The sequence below is a fragment of the Pseudomonas sp. Pseusp15 genome (assembly GCF_059492165.1).
In genome coordinates this window covers 2,352,382-2,367,653 of the sequence record NZ_CP168523.1, presented here as the reverse complement: position 1 = coordinate 2,367,653, position 15,272 = coordinate 2,352,382, and the positions used below count along the sequence as shown (strand labels likewise).

Sequence of the window (15,272 nt, the reverse complement as noted above, 5' to 3'; positions counted from 1 at the left end):
CGCCACCAGTCAGATCGACAGGTTGACCACTTTGACCGTCTGGGCGTCCTGTACCGGGCGGCGTTTGTTCACCACCAGTTCACCGACCTTGATCAACATCGCGCGGGTGATGTTGCGACTCAGCCCCAGCAAGCTGGCGGTGTGCACCTGGTTGTAGTGGCAGAAGCGATAGGCCGCGCGCAACAGCGCTTCCTCGACCCGCTCGTGGAGGGCGCCGCTTTCTTCCTCGAACAGCTTCTTGAAGGCTTGCTGCAACAGGGCGTCGGCACTGTCGTCCTGTACGGTATTGCTGGCGTCCAGGCGTTCGATACGCAGGTTGGACAGGTGCAAGTCCTGGACGCGGATCAGATTGTTACGGCAGATCAGTAAGGTGTGGTGAATGACGTTTTCCAGCTCGCGAATATTGCCCGGCCATGAGTAATTCACCAGCTTCTGTTCGGCTTCGGTATCCAGCACCACTTCGCCATAGCCCAGCCGACGACTGTACTCGGCGATGAAGTGGCGGATCAGCGGCAGGATGTCGCCCGGTCGCTCGCGCAGCGGGCTGAGTTCCAGGCTGACCACGTTTAGCCGGTAATAGAGGTCTTCGCGAAAGTGCCCGGCGTTGATGGCTTTTTCCAGCTGCACGTTGGTCGCAGCCAGCACCCGTACATCGATTGGGATGCTTTTGCGTGAACCCAGGCGAACCACTTCACGCTCCTGCAGCACCCGCAGCAACTTGACCTGGATTGGCATCGGCAAGTCGCCGATTTCGTCGAGGAACAGCGTGCCGCCGTTGGCTTCCTCGAACCAGCCGGCTTTGGCGCTCAGGGCGCCGGTGAAGGCGCCTTTTTCGTGGCCGAACAGTTCGGCCTCCACCAAACTTTCGGAAAACGCGCCGCAGTTGACCGCGATAAACGGTTTGTTGCGACGAGCGCTGAGGTTGTGCAGGTGACGGGCCACCAGCTCCTTGCCGGTCCCGGTTTCGCCGATGATCAACACGCTGGCATCACTGGGCGCAACCTGTTGCAGGTGCGCCAGCAGCGCCTGTGATTTCGGGTCTTCGAAGACTTGCGCGGTGGCGCGTATCGAGGTGGCCAAGGCTGGTGAGGGCGGCAGCGTGAGTAGTTGCATGGTCGGGCCTATGAGTAAAAGGACGGAGTGGGCAGCGCCGTGTTGAGCGCCCAGTCACCCAGTTCATGGAGCTTGTAGTCCACGGGGTCGTGCAGGGTCTGGGTGCGCAGGTTGCGCCAGTGACGATCAAGGCGCAGCGCGGCATGGGTGGCGCGGGCGCCGGTCACTTCAAACAGGCTGCTGGTCAGGTCCAGGCCGGTGCGGGTGGCGGCGACCTTGGCGGTGGCAATGGCCAGGGCCAGTTGGCCACGTTCCTCGGCGGCGAGCTGGTGCTCCTTGCTCCAGGCTTGGTCGAGCAGGGCGTTGGCTCGTTCAGTGAGCAGGCGCACGCTTTCCAGCCCGACCCAGAATTCGCCGTAATGGCGCAGGACATAGGGGTCCTGATTGGCCTGGCTGACGTTGGCCTTGAACCAGGGGCGCGTTTCCTTGAGGGTGTAATCGCGGGCCTCTTCGAACGCGCCCTCGGCAATGCCGAGGAAGATATTGACGAAGGTCAGTTGGGCGATCAGCGGGCGCAGGCAGGCAAAGGGCGTGCTCAGCGGGCCGGGATCGAGCAGCAGCTCATTCTCTTCCACGCGCACCCGTTCGAAGGTGGCGCTGCCGCTGTCGGTCTGCCGTTGGCCGATGTTGTCCCAGTCGCCGTGCAAGGTGATGCCGGTGCGGTGGCTGGGAATGGCGGCGATCAACAGCTTGCCGCTGGTGGATTCATCCAGCGCCGAGGCAATCAGCATTTCCGAATCGGCGGAGCCGGAGCAGAAACTCTTGCGCCCGGAAAACTCGCGATAGCCGGCAAACTTTTTCGACAGGGTGCGGGTGTCCAGCGGGTTAAGGGCATTACCCCAGAACCAGTTGTTGCGCGCGGTCTGTTCGAACCAGGGCTGCCACTGTTCGGGCCGGGAAAACAGCCGCACCGTGGCCAGCATCAAGTGCTGGAAGCCGAACACGTGGGCGATCGAGCTGTCGATCCTGGCGAATTCGCGCACCACTTCCAGGGTGTCGCTCCAGCTGGCGCCAAGGCCACCGTATTGCTGGTCAATTTTCATCGCCAGCAGACCGCTACGGCGCAACTCGTCGCGCTCGGCTTTCGGCGTGCCGCCCAGATGGTCGCGTTCGGCGGCGGTTCGGGAAAACTCGGCGGCGAGCGTCCGAGCGATCTGCAGCGGGGTTTCAAGTTTGGACGTATGGATAGCGGTCACAGGCTGTTCCTCAGGCTGTTTTCCGCAGGTCGGCGGCATTGGCGGTGAACAGCGGTGCGGCCCGTTCGACTGCCAGGCGGATGCGTGTTTTCAGCGCTTCGCTGCTGATCTGGTAATTCGTGAAATCGGCCTCCGAGGCATACACGCCCAAGGGTAGGGTCACCGACTGGAAGAAGCTGAACAGCGGGCGCAACTGGTGATCGATTACCAGCGCATGCCGGTCGCTGCCACCGGTGGCGGCCAGCAACACCGGGGTATCGATCAATGCGTCCTGGCCAATCAGGTCGAACAGGTGCTTGAACTGGCCCGGGTAGGCACCACGGTAGACCGGTGCGGCCACCACCAACAGGTCCGCCGACTCAATCGCATTCAACTCGTACTCAACAGTTTCCGGCAGCTCCCGACGGGATATGGCGCTGCCCAGCGGGCGGACAATGTCACCCAGCTCGATGATGCGGCTTTCGATTGGCAGGTACTGGCTCAGCTCAGCAACGATGGCTTGGACCAGTACCAGGGTGCGCGACGGACGATAGGTTCCACCGGAAACGGCGACGACTTTAAGTGGAGTGCTCATGGGGTCTGTTCCTGTTCGAGTTGCGGGATGTGCAGCCATCAGAGCAAGAGTTGTTCCATGGTTAAAAGAGCTATGAAAAACAATAAGTTAGTCTGTTTCTTGGTCTCGACTGCTGTTGTCTGGGCAGCTAACTGTTGAGCGACTGTTGCGTGAGCAGCAATGGCGCTGCTGTTTGTCGGGCAACACTGTGGTATCCATGAATTGAATGTAAGTGATCTAAAAAACATCTAATAAATACTTTTTGGTTATTAGCTTAAGGCTTTGTCGGGCTGTCAGTGCCAGGCGAGCAGCTTTTGGCTGGCTTTAGCCGGCCGAAATCAGTAGGTAATGCCTCTCGGATCGGCCAAGTGTTGCTCAGACAATAGCGGTTCAACATCACTGTTGGGTGGGCAACAGTGGGTGGACCAAAGCGCATGGCATTCACCTTCCACCGTCGCCGCTCAGGTGGTTGTGCACGCTGCCTGCAGCCCGCAACGCAAGGTTTCAGGGCTTCTGGTATGGCTCTTGCTCAGGCACCTGACTCTCCAGCAACAGTGCTGATCAGGGCGCCACAGAGTGCTCGCTTCCTATATCTGCCGGCCGATGTGCCGTGCGCCTTGTGATCCAGCCCTGTATCACTCCCTGAGGCCCGTACCATGAATTTGGATATTTTCTGGTTTCTCCCCACCTCCGGTGACACCCGCTACCTGGGTAAGTCCGAGTCCGGCCGCCCGGCCACCAACCAGTACATGCGGCAGATTGCTGTGGCTGCGGAAAGCCTTGGCTACGACGGCCTGTTGATTCCCACCGGCAGCAGTTGTCTTGATCCCTGGGTCACCGCTGCCAGTCTGGTACCAGTGACCAGCCGGATTAAATTGTTGGTGGCCTTGCGCACGTCAATCAGCAGCCCGACCGTAACGGCACGTCAGGCTGCCAGCCTCGACCAGGCCCTGGGTGGGCGCCTGCTGCTCAACGTGGTCCCCGGTGGCGATGCGGCCGAGCTGGCCGCCGAGGGCGTGTACCTCAAGCACGATGAGCGCTATGAGGCCGCCGATGAGTTCCTCACCGTCTGGCGTCGGGTATTGCAGGGTGAAACGGTCGACTTCGAGGGCAAGCACATCCATGTGAAGCGGGCGCAGAATTTCTTCCCGCCGGTGCAGAAGCCCTATCCGCCGCTGTACTTCGGTGGCTCTTCGCCGGCTGCCCACGAGCTGGCCGCCAAACACGTGGACACCTACCTGACCTGGGGCGAGCCACCGGCCGCGGTGGCCGAGAAGATCGGCGATGTACGTGCCCGCGCCGCGAAGCACGGCCGCACAGTGCGTTTTGGCGTACGTCTGCACGTGATCGTGCGTGAAACCAACGAGCAAGCCTGGGCCGCTGCCAACGAACTGATCCAGTACCTGGACGACGAGACCATCGCCCAGGCCCAGGCCAACTACGCGACCATGGACTCCGAAGGCCAGCGCCGCATGGCTGCGCTGCACGGTGGCTGTCGCGATCAGCTGGAAGTCAGTCCCAACCTGTGGGCCGGTGTCGGCCTGGTGCGCGGCGGTGCCGGTACTGCCTTGGTCGGTGACCCGCAGACCGTCGCCGCCCGGCTGCAGGAATACGTCGACCTCGGCGTCGACAGCTTCGTGCTCTCAGGTTATCCGCACCTGGAAGAGGCCTACCGCTTCGCCGAACTGGTGTTCCCGTCGTTGCCCGGTAAACAGGCGGTGACCGTCAATGAGGTGCTCACGGGCGGAGCCTTCGATGTGCGAGCCAAGACCAAACAAGAGGAAACCGCGGTATGAAAGTGATCGACATGCGCTGCCGGCCGGCCTATCTGCACGATTTCTTTGGCGCCAACCCGGGCTCGGCGGGCTACGCCACCGCGCGCTGGCTGAATCGCCGCGTCGGAGCTCGCGGCAGCGACGAGCATTTTGCCCGCTCGCTGACGCCAGAGGGCTTTATTGCCGAAGTCCGAGAAGCCGGTTTGAGCCAGGCGGTGGTGGTGGGGCGACACACCCCTGGGCAACACCTGCCGAATGATTTCATCCACGAAATCACCCATCCCCATCAGGAGCTGCTGGGTATCGCCGGGGTTGACCCGACGCTTCAGGGTATCGATGGCGCTATTGCCGAAATCGACCGGGTGATTGATCAACTCGGTCTGGTCGGTATCGGCCTGGAGCCGGGTTTCGCCGCGCCGGCACGGCATCCGGATGACCCGCTGTACTTTCCCCTCTACGAACACTTGTCGCGCCGTGGCATTGCGCTGTTCCTGATGAGCGGACCGACCACGCCGGATCCGGCCTTCAACGACCCTGGCCGCCTGGCAGCGGTGGCACGAGCGTTTCCCGAACTGAAAATAGTCTGTTACCACGGCTACTGGCCGAACGTGGCGCAACTGCTGGGCGTAGCTTTTCGCTATGAAAACATCTTCGCCGTGCCAGACATGTACCTGTTCCTGCCGGGCAGCGAGGCCTTTGTCGCAGCAGCCAATGGCTTTCTGGGCGACCAACTGTTGTTTGGCTCGTCCTACCCGTTCCGGCCGATCCGCCAGTCGATCGAGGATTTTCAGGCGCTGGGGTTCAAGGATCAGGTGCTGGATAAGTTGCTTTATGGGAATGCGGCGCGGTTGTTAGGGTTGAGGAGGTAGCCTTGAATCGACGCCTGCCGTTTCGACGGACGCCCAATCGGGCTATAGAAGTCGGCGAGGTAATGGCGCGGGTCGCCCAGCAGCGCGTTGACGCCGACGGCAATTGGCTGTGTCAAACCGATGGAAAGATCCAGGACAAGGCGCCTTGAACAATAAGCTGTTGGCGAGCCTCCCATTGGCGCAACAGCCTGTCGCGGCAGGCCAGGCGCTCGTTCAGTTCGGCGACTTCCAGGCTCAGTGCGCGCACCTCGTCTTTCTGCATCCGACGCTCTTGCAGCAATTGCTCGACGCTGGTCAGGATGCGTCGCAACAACGGGTTGTTCGACGACAACGGCGTGCTCGCCTGGTCAGGCTGGTCCAGTCTGTCGGCGAGCGGAGCCAATACCCAGTGGGTTGTCCGGCTGAAAAAAACATGGAGCACCTCTACCTGAGTGAAGTGATGTCAGCCGCCAGGGGCTGCGGTGGACGTACCGACAACGACTGCGAATCAAACACTGTCGCCCCCGGCAGGGCTTGCCAGGCCAGTGGGCCGGCGGCGATTTCCCGGGTACTGAGCAGGCAGTGGTCAAGCTCGCGCTGTAAAACCTCGGTGTCGAGGCCCTGGCCGATGAACACCAATTCCTGGCGACAATCACCGACCACGTTGTCCCACTTGGCCATGATGCTCTGGAGCCGGTATTCATCCCGTGGCCATTGCGACGGATCGATAAAGTTCCACCAGTGGCCGACATAGTCCCACTGGAACTGCCCGCCGCTCTGCACCAGCATGCCGGTTTCCAGGTGCCGGCTGGCGAGCCAGAAATAGCCTTTGCTGCGCAACAGCCGTCCGTTGCGCCAGGGGCGCTGGAGAAAGTCGAGCAAGCGCTGTGGGTGAAAGGGTGTCCGCTCACGGTAGACCCAGGATGTCACACCGTAGGTGTCCGCTTCGGAGGCTGGCGCGTCGGTCACCTCCATTTTCCTCATCCAGCCCGGCGACGCGGCAAGGCTGGGTAAATCAAACAGATGGGTGCCGAGGATGCTCGACAGCGCGACTTGACCGTGGGTCATCGGCAGGATCCGCGCGCCGGGGTTCAGGCCGGCGAGAATGGCGTGCAGTGCCTGGTAACCGGCGTCATCGATCAGGTCCAGTTTGTTGACGAGAATAACGTTGGCGTACTCCACCTGCTCGATCAGAAGGTCGGCCAGATGGCGCTCCGGCGCGTCTTCCATGGCATCCGCACGGGCCACGGTATCCGGCGACTCGAGCAGCGCCTGAAACTGGCTGCCATCGACCACCGTCACCAAGGTGTCCAGGCGTGCCAGTTCGCTGAGGCTGAAGCCTTCGGTGTCAAGGAAGGCGAACGTCTCCGCCACCGGCATCGGCTCGGAGATCCCGGTGGATTCAATGAGCAGGTAGTCGAAACGCTGCTGACGTGCCAGATCACTGATCTGCTCCAGCAAATCGGCGCGCAGTGTGCAGCAAATACAGCCGTTGCTCATCTCGATTAACTCATCGCGACCACGGTGCAGCGACACGTCGCGCTGCACCGCTTCGGCATCGATGTTGACTTCGCTCATATCGTTGACGATGACCGCGACTCTCAGGCCTTCGCGATTGCGCAGGATATGGTTCAGCAGGGTGGTTTTGCCGGCACCGAGGAAGCCCGAAAGGACCGTCACCGGCAGTCGGCCCGCCTGGGCGCCGTCAATCATGCGTTCACCGCTTTTGCGCTGGGCGCCTTGTCGAGGTAGCTTTCAAAAAGATCGACCACCACGAAACCATCGTCCGCCGCGTCGCCCCAAAGGTCTTTCACACGAAATTCGACGTGGTAGGTCGGCTGATGCGCCGCGCTCACATCGCCATGGCCGATGGCATCCGGGAAGGGCCACTGTTCTGACGTGCGGTGCAGGATCACGCCTTCCTTGCCGCGTACGTAGGCCGGCATGCGGATATGCCCGGCCACATATTCGTCGCGAACGACCACCCGATCGCCCACCTCGAAGGGGGGCCGACCGGTGATCGCCTGGCGCCCGCCCGCGTGGGCGGGGTTCGCCAGCTTGAAGTGAGAGCCTAGGGCCTCATCAAGTTCTGCCTGGGTAATCACGCCTGTTTCTACCAGCAGGGTCGCGGTGGCGATGATGTAGCGCTCGTAGTATTGCGTGCCGACATGTTGGCGAACATCCAGGCGTTCGACGGCGTGGCGCACTTCGTCGACGCTGAATTTTTTCAGGTGATCGACGCCGATGAACATCAAGCTGTAGGCCAGGTGTTCCCAGTCCTGCTTGAACACCTGTTTGTAGCTCAGGCTATTGATGGTGTGCGGGACTTTGCCAAAGCCTTGAAAACCGCCGAGATCGTGAAAGCCATCCATTGTGAATACCTCTGAAAAGTGAAAGAAACCCAGCGCCCTGGCTACGCTACCTGCGGCAGCGCCACGCCGATCAGGACGTCCTTGGTGATCAGGGCCCGCAGGGCCTCTTCATCCATGCCCTCACTGCCCTCGGGTCGTACCGGCAGCACCAGATAGCGGCTTTCGGCACTGGTGTCCCACACTTTGATGGTGGCTCCCTCTGGCAGCTCGGTGCCCAGTTCCCGCAGAACGGTGCGCCCTTCGCGGACCAGGCGGGCACGGAATTCGAAGCCCTTGTACCACTCCGGCGGCAGGCCGAGGACGGGCCAGTTGGTGCAGGAGCACAGGCTGCAGACGATCACGTTTTTCAGCGTGGAAGTGTCTTCCAGGGCGACGATGTATTCACCTTGTGGGCCGGTATAGCCGAATTGCGCGCAGGCAGCGGTACCGTCCTTGAGCAGCAGTTCACGAAACTGCGGGTCGACCCAGGCCTTGGCCACCACTCGAGCGCCATTCTCCGGGCTCCAGTCGTGGGCCATGAGTTGGGTCAGCTGTTCGATATAGCCGTCGGGAATCAGCTCCTTTTGCTTGAGCACCTGGAATAGGGCGCGGGCTCGCTCGCCTGGGGTCGAGGTGGTTTTTTCATCGGTGTTCATCAGTTAACTCCTCATCGTTGAGCGTTTAAGCAGCGCCTGGGGTGTTTGTTTTTGTGCGCTGCGCGGGGACCGACCGGTTAATTGTTTTTCCAGTCAACGGACGCTTCGAACGCTGCGGCCGCCTGGTAAATCGTGCCTTCGGCATAGTGCTTGCCCACCAGCATGAGCCCGACCGGCAGGCCGTCCACCAGCCCGCAGGGAATCGACATGGCCGGATGGCCGGTGATGTCCTGGGCTGAGGCGTTGCCGATCATTTCCAGCGCCCGGGCCACGTATTCCGTGATCGAGCAACCAGGTTCCGGATGAGGCTGGGCGATGATCGGCACGGTCGGCATCACCAGCAGGTCGTAGCGCGCCAGCGCCGCGTCGTAACCGGCCCGGGCCATGCGTGTGAGATTCTGCGCCTTGGCGTAGAAACGGCCGTTGTAGTGCTTGATGCCGTATTCACCGACAAACATGCACAGCTTGAGAGACGCGGACAGCTGATCCGCCTGCTCGCGCCACCCGGCTTGCTTGTCCAGCAACGTGAGGTCGTACAGGCCTTTCCAGTTAAAACCGGCGCCATTGCCGTGCATCATCTGCATTGTCAGGCCTTCACAGCCGATGGGGAGCCACAGCGAGCCGGCGATCTTGTGCTCCGGCACGGAGACTTCCTCGACATGCGCGCCGAGCCGCTCCAACTGGGCGATGGCGTTACGCACCGATGCAGTTACGCGCGGGTCCTGGTTGGCCAGCTGGAAACCTTCCTGCAGGATGCCGATCCTGAGCCCTTGCACGCCACGGTCCAGGTAATCGCTGTAGGTGTCGACCCGGGGCGCGGCCTGGCGTGGGTCGAGGCCGTCGGCGCCGGCCATGACTTCCAGCATCAACGCGTTGTCGCGCACGTTGGCCGTGATGGGCCCGGCATGGTCGATGGTCGCTTCGATCGCCATGATCCCGGTGTAGGGCACCAGGCCGTGGGTCGGCTTCATCCCGTAAGTACCGCAGAATGCCGAAGGAATCCGAATGGAGCCGCCCTGATCGCCGCCGACCGCGAGATCCACTTCGCCGGCGGCCACCAGTGCCGCGCTGCCGGAAGAGGAACCACCGGAGGCGAAACCCTGACGATAGGGGTTGTGTACCGGTGCGGGGTCAGAGGTGTGACTGCCACCGGACAGGCAGTAGTGCTCGCACGTGGCCTTGCCGAGAATGGTCGCCCCCGCATCCAGTAAGCGCGTGACCACGGTGGCATCGAACGACGGGACGAAACCTTCGAGTGGCGCGGCACCGTTCATCATGGGGACGCCGGCCAGGGCGATATTGTCCTTGAGCGCGACGGTTTTGCCCGCCAGCTTGCCTTGCGGTGCGCCGTTGACTTCGGTGCGGTAATACCAGGCGTTCAAGGGGTTGTGGGCCGCCGAAGGGCGGTAGCCGGAACTGCGCTCGTAACGGACGGGCGGCACGCAATCGGGCAGCTCGTCGATCAGGTCGTAGGCGTCGAAGCTCGACTGCATCAGGGCCAGGTATTCACTGGCTTGTTCACGGCTGAGCTGCATGTGCAGGCCGTTCGCGATGTCCAGTAAGTGTTCAAGGGTGGGACGAACGATTGCCATGGTGGGGCTGTCCTTATCGTGGTGGCCTGGGGTTCAAGATAATCCGTGCCTCTGCGCGGTGGCTTGGTTGAAAAAGACACCGACTTGGTTGAGCCGGACATCCTTGCGCCAGGCGCAGGAAGGGTGTCCGGCGGCTGTCTGCTGGACGGTTGGCTAGAACACGTGCGCGTAACGCAGGTTCATGCGGAAGTCCTCTTTGGCGCCGTTATCCACTGAAAGGTCCTTGCCCAGCTGCAGCTGGAGCTGGTCCTGGGGGGTGACGAATTTGGTGGCTGTCAGGCGGAAGTTGGTGGTGCCCATTTCGTCGTCCTGGTTGACACGCGCGACGCTGGTTTCACCGCCCCAGGTACGCCCGAAGCCGACGCCGAATGCCGTGGTGGGGTCTGGCATGTAACGGCCCATCACCTGGGCAGCGTAGGACACGTCCTGCTTGAGGCGGTCGCCATTGGCGCCGTAATCGGTGTTATCGCCATACCAGGTGGCACCGCCGACCAGGTCCATTGCCCACTTCTCCGTGAAGTGCTTGACGTAGGCGCTCTGCAGCTCGAATTTCCAGCGGTTCTCACCGAGGTTGAGCGCGTCGTTCTTGTCGTAGGTACCGGAAGGGACATACACATAGGGGGCGATACTGAGGGTGTCGCGGGCTTCATTGAGCCGCCACTTGACCGGCGCGGTGAGGATCAAGTCGCCGACGCCCCGGGTACTGCCGAGTGTCGAGGCATCGCCGCCAGTGGAAACGTGCCCGAAGGGCAGGAGGAATTGCGGGTCGATGGTGACCGTTTCACTCAGCGCGTACACATGGAGCAGACGCAGGATGCCGACGTCCGAGCTCAACCTGAAGTCCGAGCTGGCCTTATGGCCATTGGCGTAGGCCGAGTCTGTGGTGGAGTGCTGGTAGTAAATCGCGCCGATGGTAGCGCCGACCGGGTATTGCTCGTAATCGCCAGGGGCCACCTCGCCAGCGTTCGCGTGGAGTACGGGCAACAGCGTGGAGAGTGTCAGCAGAAGGATCTTATTCATCTTTTATTCCTTGCACGGCAAGGCCGTGCCACCCGGGCAGGGCGGCAAAACGGCAGAAATTGGGGGGGGTTAGACGCCGACCAGATTCAGGATGCAGGCGATTGCGCGTCGCGCAGCATTCCGGTCTGCGGGTGACAGTTGATGTACTCGAACACCTGGCTCTTGGCGTCCGACACCGACACTTCGTGGTACAGCCGCAATTTCTTCAGGCCCGCCGCGACACGGAAGAAGGTCACGAAAATTCGCAGATGGGTGGGGTGGGATTCCGCCCAGCGTTCGAGCTTCTCGATCGAGCGCCAGTGACCGATGTTGTAGCTCACGTCGAGGAAGTTGCCGTCCAGGTCGATATTGCGCACGAAGCGGTTGCTGTAGCAGCCCAGGGGTTGGCCGTTGTCACGCAGGAAGTCCATGCCGTCCTGCAGGGTCGGCAGGATCTCGTCGAGGTACAGTGAACGTTCTTCAGCCTCGGCGTCCGCCCAGTCCTGGCCTGAGCGAATCAAGGCGAGGTTGTCATGCCCCATGATCACCACCCGGCCACCCTTGGCGGGATCACCCGCGACCACTTGCAGCTCGCTGGTGGGCATCATCCAGTCTGTCTGGGAGATCGGGAAGCGGTCGCGCATCGAGCCCCAGTAGCCGTGTTCTTCGATTTCACCACTGGTCGTATCCATTACCGCGCCGACGCCGGGCAGGTTGTCCTGGAAGGCATACAGGGTCTCAAACTGCTCGGCGCGCGGGGCGCTGATTTCACGGAAATAGCCAAGGCCATCACTCAGCCGATCCGACGAAGCCCACCAGTCATTCACCTCCGGTGAACGCAACCAGCGACAGTGGGCCGCCGGGTCTTTCCAATACCCGACGACAATCAGATTGTCGAAGCCGCTGTTGTCGGTGTGGTGGGTCAAGTCGTGGTTCTGCGGGCCATTGGCCAGGCTGAAACTGCCGACGATATGACGCATCGCCTGCAACGCGGCCTCGCGCTGTGCATCGCCTTGATACTGCACGCCGAAGTACCCCATCACTACTTGTTGCAGTTGCTCGTCAGCGCGTGCCACCCACATCGGAAACGGCGGCTGATACTCATCGGGCACGCGGCGGGACAGGGTGCGTGGGCATTTGAGATGTTTGTCGATTGCAGATTCCATCTTGAGCTCCTCGTTTTTTTTCAGGCAAGCGGTTTGGATTCACGCTTCGGCGGCGGGGTGCGCTTGGCGACCTGCCGTCGATGCAGCAGCTTCATGGCTCCCCATTCAATCAACCAGTAAGCCGACTCCTCAGGCACGAGATCGCGCATGTGCAGAAGCCAGGATGAGTCAGGCAATTGTTTTGAATATTGTCGGTCCATGGGAGGCCTCATCAGCAGGGGGATGAGCTGCTGTGAGGTGAAAATTAGGCTGGACGGCGATAGGCCGCTTTGTTCGTCAGGACAACCGTTTGGTTGTAAAAGACAACGCCGACACACGCGGCGCGGCCATGATCGGCATTGGTGCACCCACGCCGAATACGTCAGGCACTCTGCCTCTAAGTGGGGATTTTGAGGTGTTCTCGCGTCACGTTGGCCGGGCGAAAACCTCGATGGCAGTCACTTCGCAGAGCCCTTCAGGATCGGCATGAATGCGCTTGGCCTGTTAATTGCTGCGATAAAGCCGTTAGAACTTCTCGCGCTCTTACTGCAAGGTTGTACTGAGGTCCGTGGCATGAACCCAAGCACTCAATATTCGACCCTCGCTGTCGCGGCCCCGCGCCGCTTTGATTATTGGAAGGAAGTGGTCTGCCGCCATTGCCTGGCGGCCGATAGCAAACCTTTGTCCCAGAGCAGTTTTGATGGCTCGCTTGCAGTCAATACCGTGGGTGATCTGGACATTTGTTCGCTGTCTGCACCCCTGCATTACTGGGAACGCTCCGAGCAGCATCTGCGCAGTGGTCCTTCCGAAGATTTATGGTTGGGGTTCTCTCGAAATGGCCACGGCCAGATTGAACAAGGCGGCAGAAAAGCCAACCTGGCGGCGGGCAATTTGTTTCTTTATGACGCAACTCAGGCGTTTCGATTCAGCTTCGGTGGCACTGAAAACCACCTGGTGCGCATTCCGCGAGCCTTGCTCGTCGAACGCCTGCCACGTATCGCCGATTACACCGCGATGGTTCTCGACGAGCGGCGTCCGGGAGTCATTCCATTGCGTGAAATGTTGCGTCAGGCCGCGAGTGCGCCGGCATCGTTGCAGGATGAGGCCATCTCGAACCGTTACTCCAGCGCTTTGCTCGACCTCCTTGTCATCAGCCTGGAACTCCAGGACTTGAAGATCAGTCACGATGAGCTGGATCTCTACGGCCGCATCATGAAGTACATTCAACGGCACTTGACCGAGCCGGACTTGTCGATTGAAGTCATCGCGCAGGCCCACAATGTGTCCACCCGCACCGTCACCCGAGCCTTCGCCCGCTACCAGAAGACCCCCGTGGCAGAAATTTGGAAAGAGCGCCTGAATGCCAGCCGTGAAGCGATCGAGCGCGGTCAGGTGCGCAGTGTGTCCCAGGCGGCGCTGGACTTCGGGTTTTCTGACTTCTCCCATTTCAGCCATGCGTTTCGCAAAGCATTTGGCGTTGCGCCCAATACCCTGTTGCATCGAAATTGAGTGATGCCCCGAAGGACAGTGCCCTTGCGCTTGAACGCTCTTCTGTGAAAGCGCAGGGCGTTTCCTGCGGGGCGTTCTGTTTGGACTGGGGGACATGGTGGACACATGTTCGGAGACATAGTGGACAGTTAACGAAGCCGTTTACCTGATATTACGGATCGGGCGTTCATCTCAATTTGTGCAACGCGATGCCTACCCAGTAGACATCGTGCTTGCCGTCCTCCAAGGTCCTGCGCAAGCCCACACGCTCACCGGTAAACGCCCGGGCCCAGCTTGAGCTCCTACCCTCACCAGTTGAGCTCCCCGTTGGCTTGCACTGTTCGCACTTCGTCATCATCGCCGTACTCCAGTTCCGCCGGTACTTCCTGATAGCACAGCTCACTTTGCCGGTACCGGGAGGCAGGAACGTTAAAATCCGGAGCTTGGTGTGGACGTTGGTGATTATAGATTTCCCGCCATTGGTCTGTTACGGTCGACGTATATCTAATACTTTCAATCATGTTCAGACCACTTTGCACGTCAACCACGCCCCCCAGAAAAGGCTGCTGAAGAAACGGGTAGCGTCTCCAAATCCGGCGTCATGCAAGAGTTTTTGAACCGCCGCCTCGGAATGTGGAGGATCAGCACCTTGAAGGATTTTCCCAAGCTTGACCTTCACTTCATCCGGGCTGGCTCCATGCTGCCGCCACCGCTGCCCCCAAGCCGCAAGCAGTAGCGGCTGGCTGGCATAAGCGTATTGATTCCCCGCGACAATCAACGGCGCCCCCGGTTTTAGATGAGCCCGAATGGATCGTAAAATTTGTCGCTTGGTTTCATCTCCATCGAGATGATGGAGTACCCCGATCAAGGTCGCTGCGTCGTATGACTCGTCTGCTGCCAGGTCTTCAACATGCCCAAGATGCATGGCCGTTCTTTCAAGCAAGTTGTTTGCCTCTAATTGCTGCTTTGCAGCCTCCAACATCGGCTCGGACGGATCAACGGCCGTGAAGCGCCAACCCGGCTCAAGCTTGGCCATAGCAACAATTTCCTGCGCCGTACCGCCAGCGCCAACTACAAGTATTTTTGCCGAACGTGCAGTGCCCAGGCTTGCCGCCAGCATGCACGCCGCCAAGTCTTGGCAGGCGTCATATCCTGCTAGCGCAATACGGCTCTGTCGTCCGTACTCATTGGCTCGTGAGGTATCAAATTTTTCTGAGTTGAGAGGGGATGATTTCAAGGCGGTTCTCCATGTCCTGAAATCAAGCTACGCCAGACACACCAATAATAAAAATTCATTAATTTTATGTGGAGCATTCCTGAAGGGAATGCATACCTCAAAAAATTGCATCGTCGGATCAAGTCCAATGGCTGTTACCCATGTTTTGACTATTCGAGCGTATTGCCTGATGGAGAGATGATCCGGGTCATCCACAGCGATCGGCAGTGCGCGTGGGTCGGGCGCAAGTCAAGGGGGGAGGAACCCTTTGGTCTGGTCGTGCGGCGTTAGGAAGGTATGTATGATGACGCATCTATTGTTACCGATGGTCCCCATCCGC

16 protein-coding genes are annotated in these 15,272 nt (G+C 60.4%); 3 read left to right on the top strand and 13 right to left on the bottom strand.

All coding sequences use genetic code 11. From position 1 onward, the window contains the following. Nucleotides 1–9: 9 nt before the first annotated feature. The 3 genes from ACEN8R_RS10620 to msuE are packed head-to-tail and all read right to left on the bottom strand — an operon-like array spanning nt 10 to nt 2,883. Nucleotides 10–1,113 (bottom strand): sigma-54 interaction domain-containing protein, encoded by a 1,104-nt coding sequence (locus ACEN8R_RS10620; RefSeq protein ID WP_018929027.1) that lies wholly within the window; start codon nt 1,111–1,113, stop codon nt 10–12. Between the two features lie 8 nt (nt 1,114–1,121). Continuing rightward, entirely contained in the window at nt 1,122–2,309 is a 1,188-nt protein-coding gene (locus ACEN8R_RS10615) for an acyl-CoA dehydrogenase family protein (RefSeq protein ID WP_018929028.1), read from the bottom strand. A gap of 10 nt (nt 2,310–2,319) precedes the next feature. Further along, the gene (gene msuE / locus ACEN8R_RS10610; protein WP_018929029.1) at nt 2,320–2,883 is read right to left on the bottom strand and encodes an FMN reductase; all 564 of its coding nucleotides are present in this window, start codon (nt 2,881–2,883) and stop codon (nt 2,320–2,322) included. 635 nt (nt 2,884–3,518) lie between these two features. Here msuE and ssuD point away from each other — a divergent pair. Together ssuD and ACEN8R_RS10600 are read left to right on the top strand one after the other, a co-directional pair. Then, a complete protein-coding gene (gene ssuD / locus ACEN8R_RS10605; RefSeq protein ID WP_018929030.1) occupies nt 3,519–4,658 on the top strand; it encodes an FMNH2-dependent alkanesulfonate monooxygenase in 1,140 nt (379 codons plus the stop codon). After that, nucleotides 4,655–5,506, top strand: coding sequence for an amidohydrolase family protein (locus ACEN8R_RS10600; protein WP_018929031.1), 852 nt, complete (start codon nt 4,655–4,657; stop codon nt 5,504–5,506). The genes ssuD and ACEN8R_RS10600 overlap by 4 nt, the downstream gene beginning before the upstream one ends. A 112-nt stretch (nt 5,507–5,618) precedes the next feature. On the opposite strand, the gene ACEN8R_RS10595 is transcribed toward ACEN8R_RS10600, so the two are convergent. The 8 genes from ACEN8R_RS10595 to ACEN8R_RS10560 all read right to left on the bottom strand — a co-directional run bounded on the left by ACEN8R_RS10595 (nt 5,619) and on the right by ACEN8R_RS10560 (nt 12,449). Beyond that, nucleotides 5,619–5,837 (bottom strand): hypothetical protein, encoded by a 219-nt coding sequence (locus tag ACEN8R_RS10595; protein ID WP_258614228.1) that lies wholly within the window; start codon nt 5,835–5,837, stop codon nt 5,619–5,621. 92 nt (nt 5,838–5,929) lie between these two features. Beyond that, the gene (locus tag ACEN8R_RS10590) at nt 5,930–7,198 is read right to left on the bottom strand and encodes a GTP-binding protein (protein WP_258614231.1); all 1,269 of its coding nucleotides are present in this window, start codon (nt 7,196–7,198) and stop codon (nt 5,930–5,932) included. Then, on the bottom strand, nt 7,195–7,857 hold the full coding sequence (gene nthB, locus ACEN8R_RS10585; RefSeq protein WP_018929034.1) for a nitrile hydratase subunit beta: 663 nt from the start codon (nt 7,855–7,857) through the stop codon (nt 7,195–7,197). The genes ACEN8R_RS10590 and nthB overlap by 4 nt, the downstream gene beginning before the upstream one ends. A 41-nt stretch (nt 7,858–7,898) precedes the next feature. Then, nucleotides 7,899–8,492 carry a nitrile hydratase subunit alpha gene (gene nthA, locus ACEN8R_RS10580; protein ID WP_086945566.1) on the bottom strand — a complete coding sequence of 198 codons (594 nt, stop codon included), beginning with the start codon at nt 8,490–8,492 and terminating at the stop codon, nt 7,899–7,901. A 77-nt stretch (nt 8,493–8,569) separates the two neighbouring features. Continuing rightward, nucleotides 8,570–10,084 (bottom strand): amidase, encoded by a 1,515-nt coding sequence (locus ACEN8R_RS10575; RefSeq protein WP_018929036.1) that lies wholly within the window; start codon nt 10,082–10,084, stop codon nt 8,570–8,572. 153 nt (nt 10,085–10,237) lie between these two features. Further along, entirely contained in the window at nt 10,238–11,104 is an 867-nt protein-coding gene (locus tag ACEN8R_RS10570; RefSeq protein ID WP_258614237.1) for a transporter, read from the bottom strand. Nucleotides 11,105–11,190: 86 nt separating this feature from the next. Next, nucleotides 11,191–12,249 (bottom strand): aliphatic aldoxime dehydratase, encoded by a 1,059-nt coding sequence (gene oxdA / locus ACEN8R_RS10565; RefSeq protein WP_192350395.1) that lies wholly within the window; start codon nt 12,247–12,249, stop codon nt 11,191–11,193. Nucleotides 12,250–12,269: 20 nt separating this feature from the next. Continuing rightward, the gene (locus tag ACEN8R_RS10560) at nt 12,270–12,449 is read right to left on the bottom strand and encodes a hypothetical protein (RefSeq protein ID WP_018929039.1); all 180 of its coding nucleotides are present in this window, start codon (nt 12,447–12,449) and stop codon (nt 12,270–12,272) included. Nucleotides 12,450–12,801: 352 nt separating this feature from the next. Here ACEN8R_RS10560 and ACEN8R_RS10555 point away from each other — a divergent pair, with 352 nt between their 5' ends. Further along, nucleotides 12,802–13,737, top strand: coding sequence for an AraC-like ligand-binding domain-containing protein (locus ACEN8R_RS10555; protein WP_018929040.1), 936 nt, complete (start codon nt 12,802–12,804; stop codon nt 13,735–13,737). Nucleotides 13,738–13,903: 166 nt separating this feature from the next. On the opposite strand, the gene ACEN8R_RS10550 is transcribed toward ACEN8R_RS10555, so the two are convergent. Both ACEN8R_RS10550 and ACEN8R_RS10545 read right to left on the bottom strand, forming a co-directional pair. Next, a complete protein-coding gene (locus tag ACEN8R_RS10550) occupies nt 13,904–14,071 on the bottom strand; it encodes a hypothetical protein (RefSeq protein WP_488175612.1) in 168 nt (55 codons plus the stop codon). Nucleotides 14,072–14,239: 168 nt separating this feature from the next. Beyond that, complete coding sequence (locus ACEN8R_RS10545; protein WP_064617671.1) at nt 14,240–14,953, bottom strand: class I SAM-dependent methyltransferase; 714 nt, start codon at nt 14,951–14,953, stop codon at nt 14,240–14,242. Between the last annotated feature and the right edge of the window lie 319 nt (nt 14,954–15,272).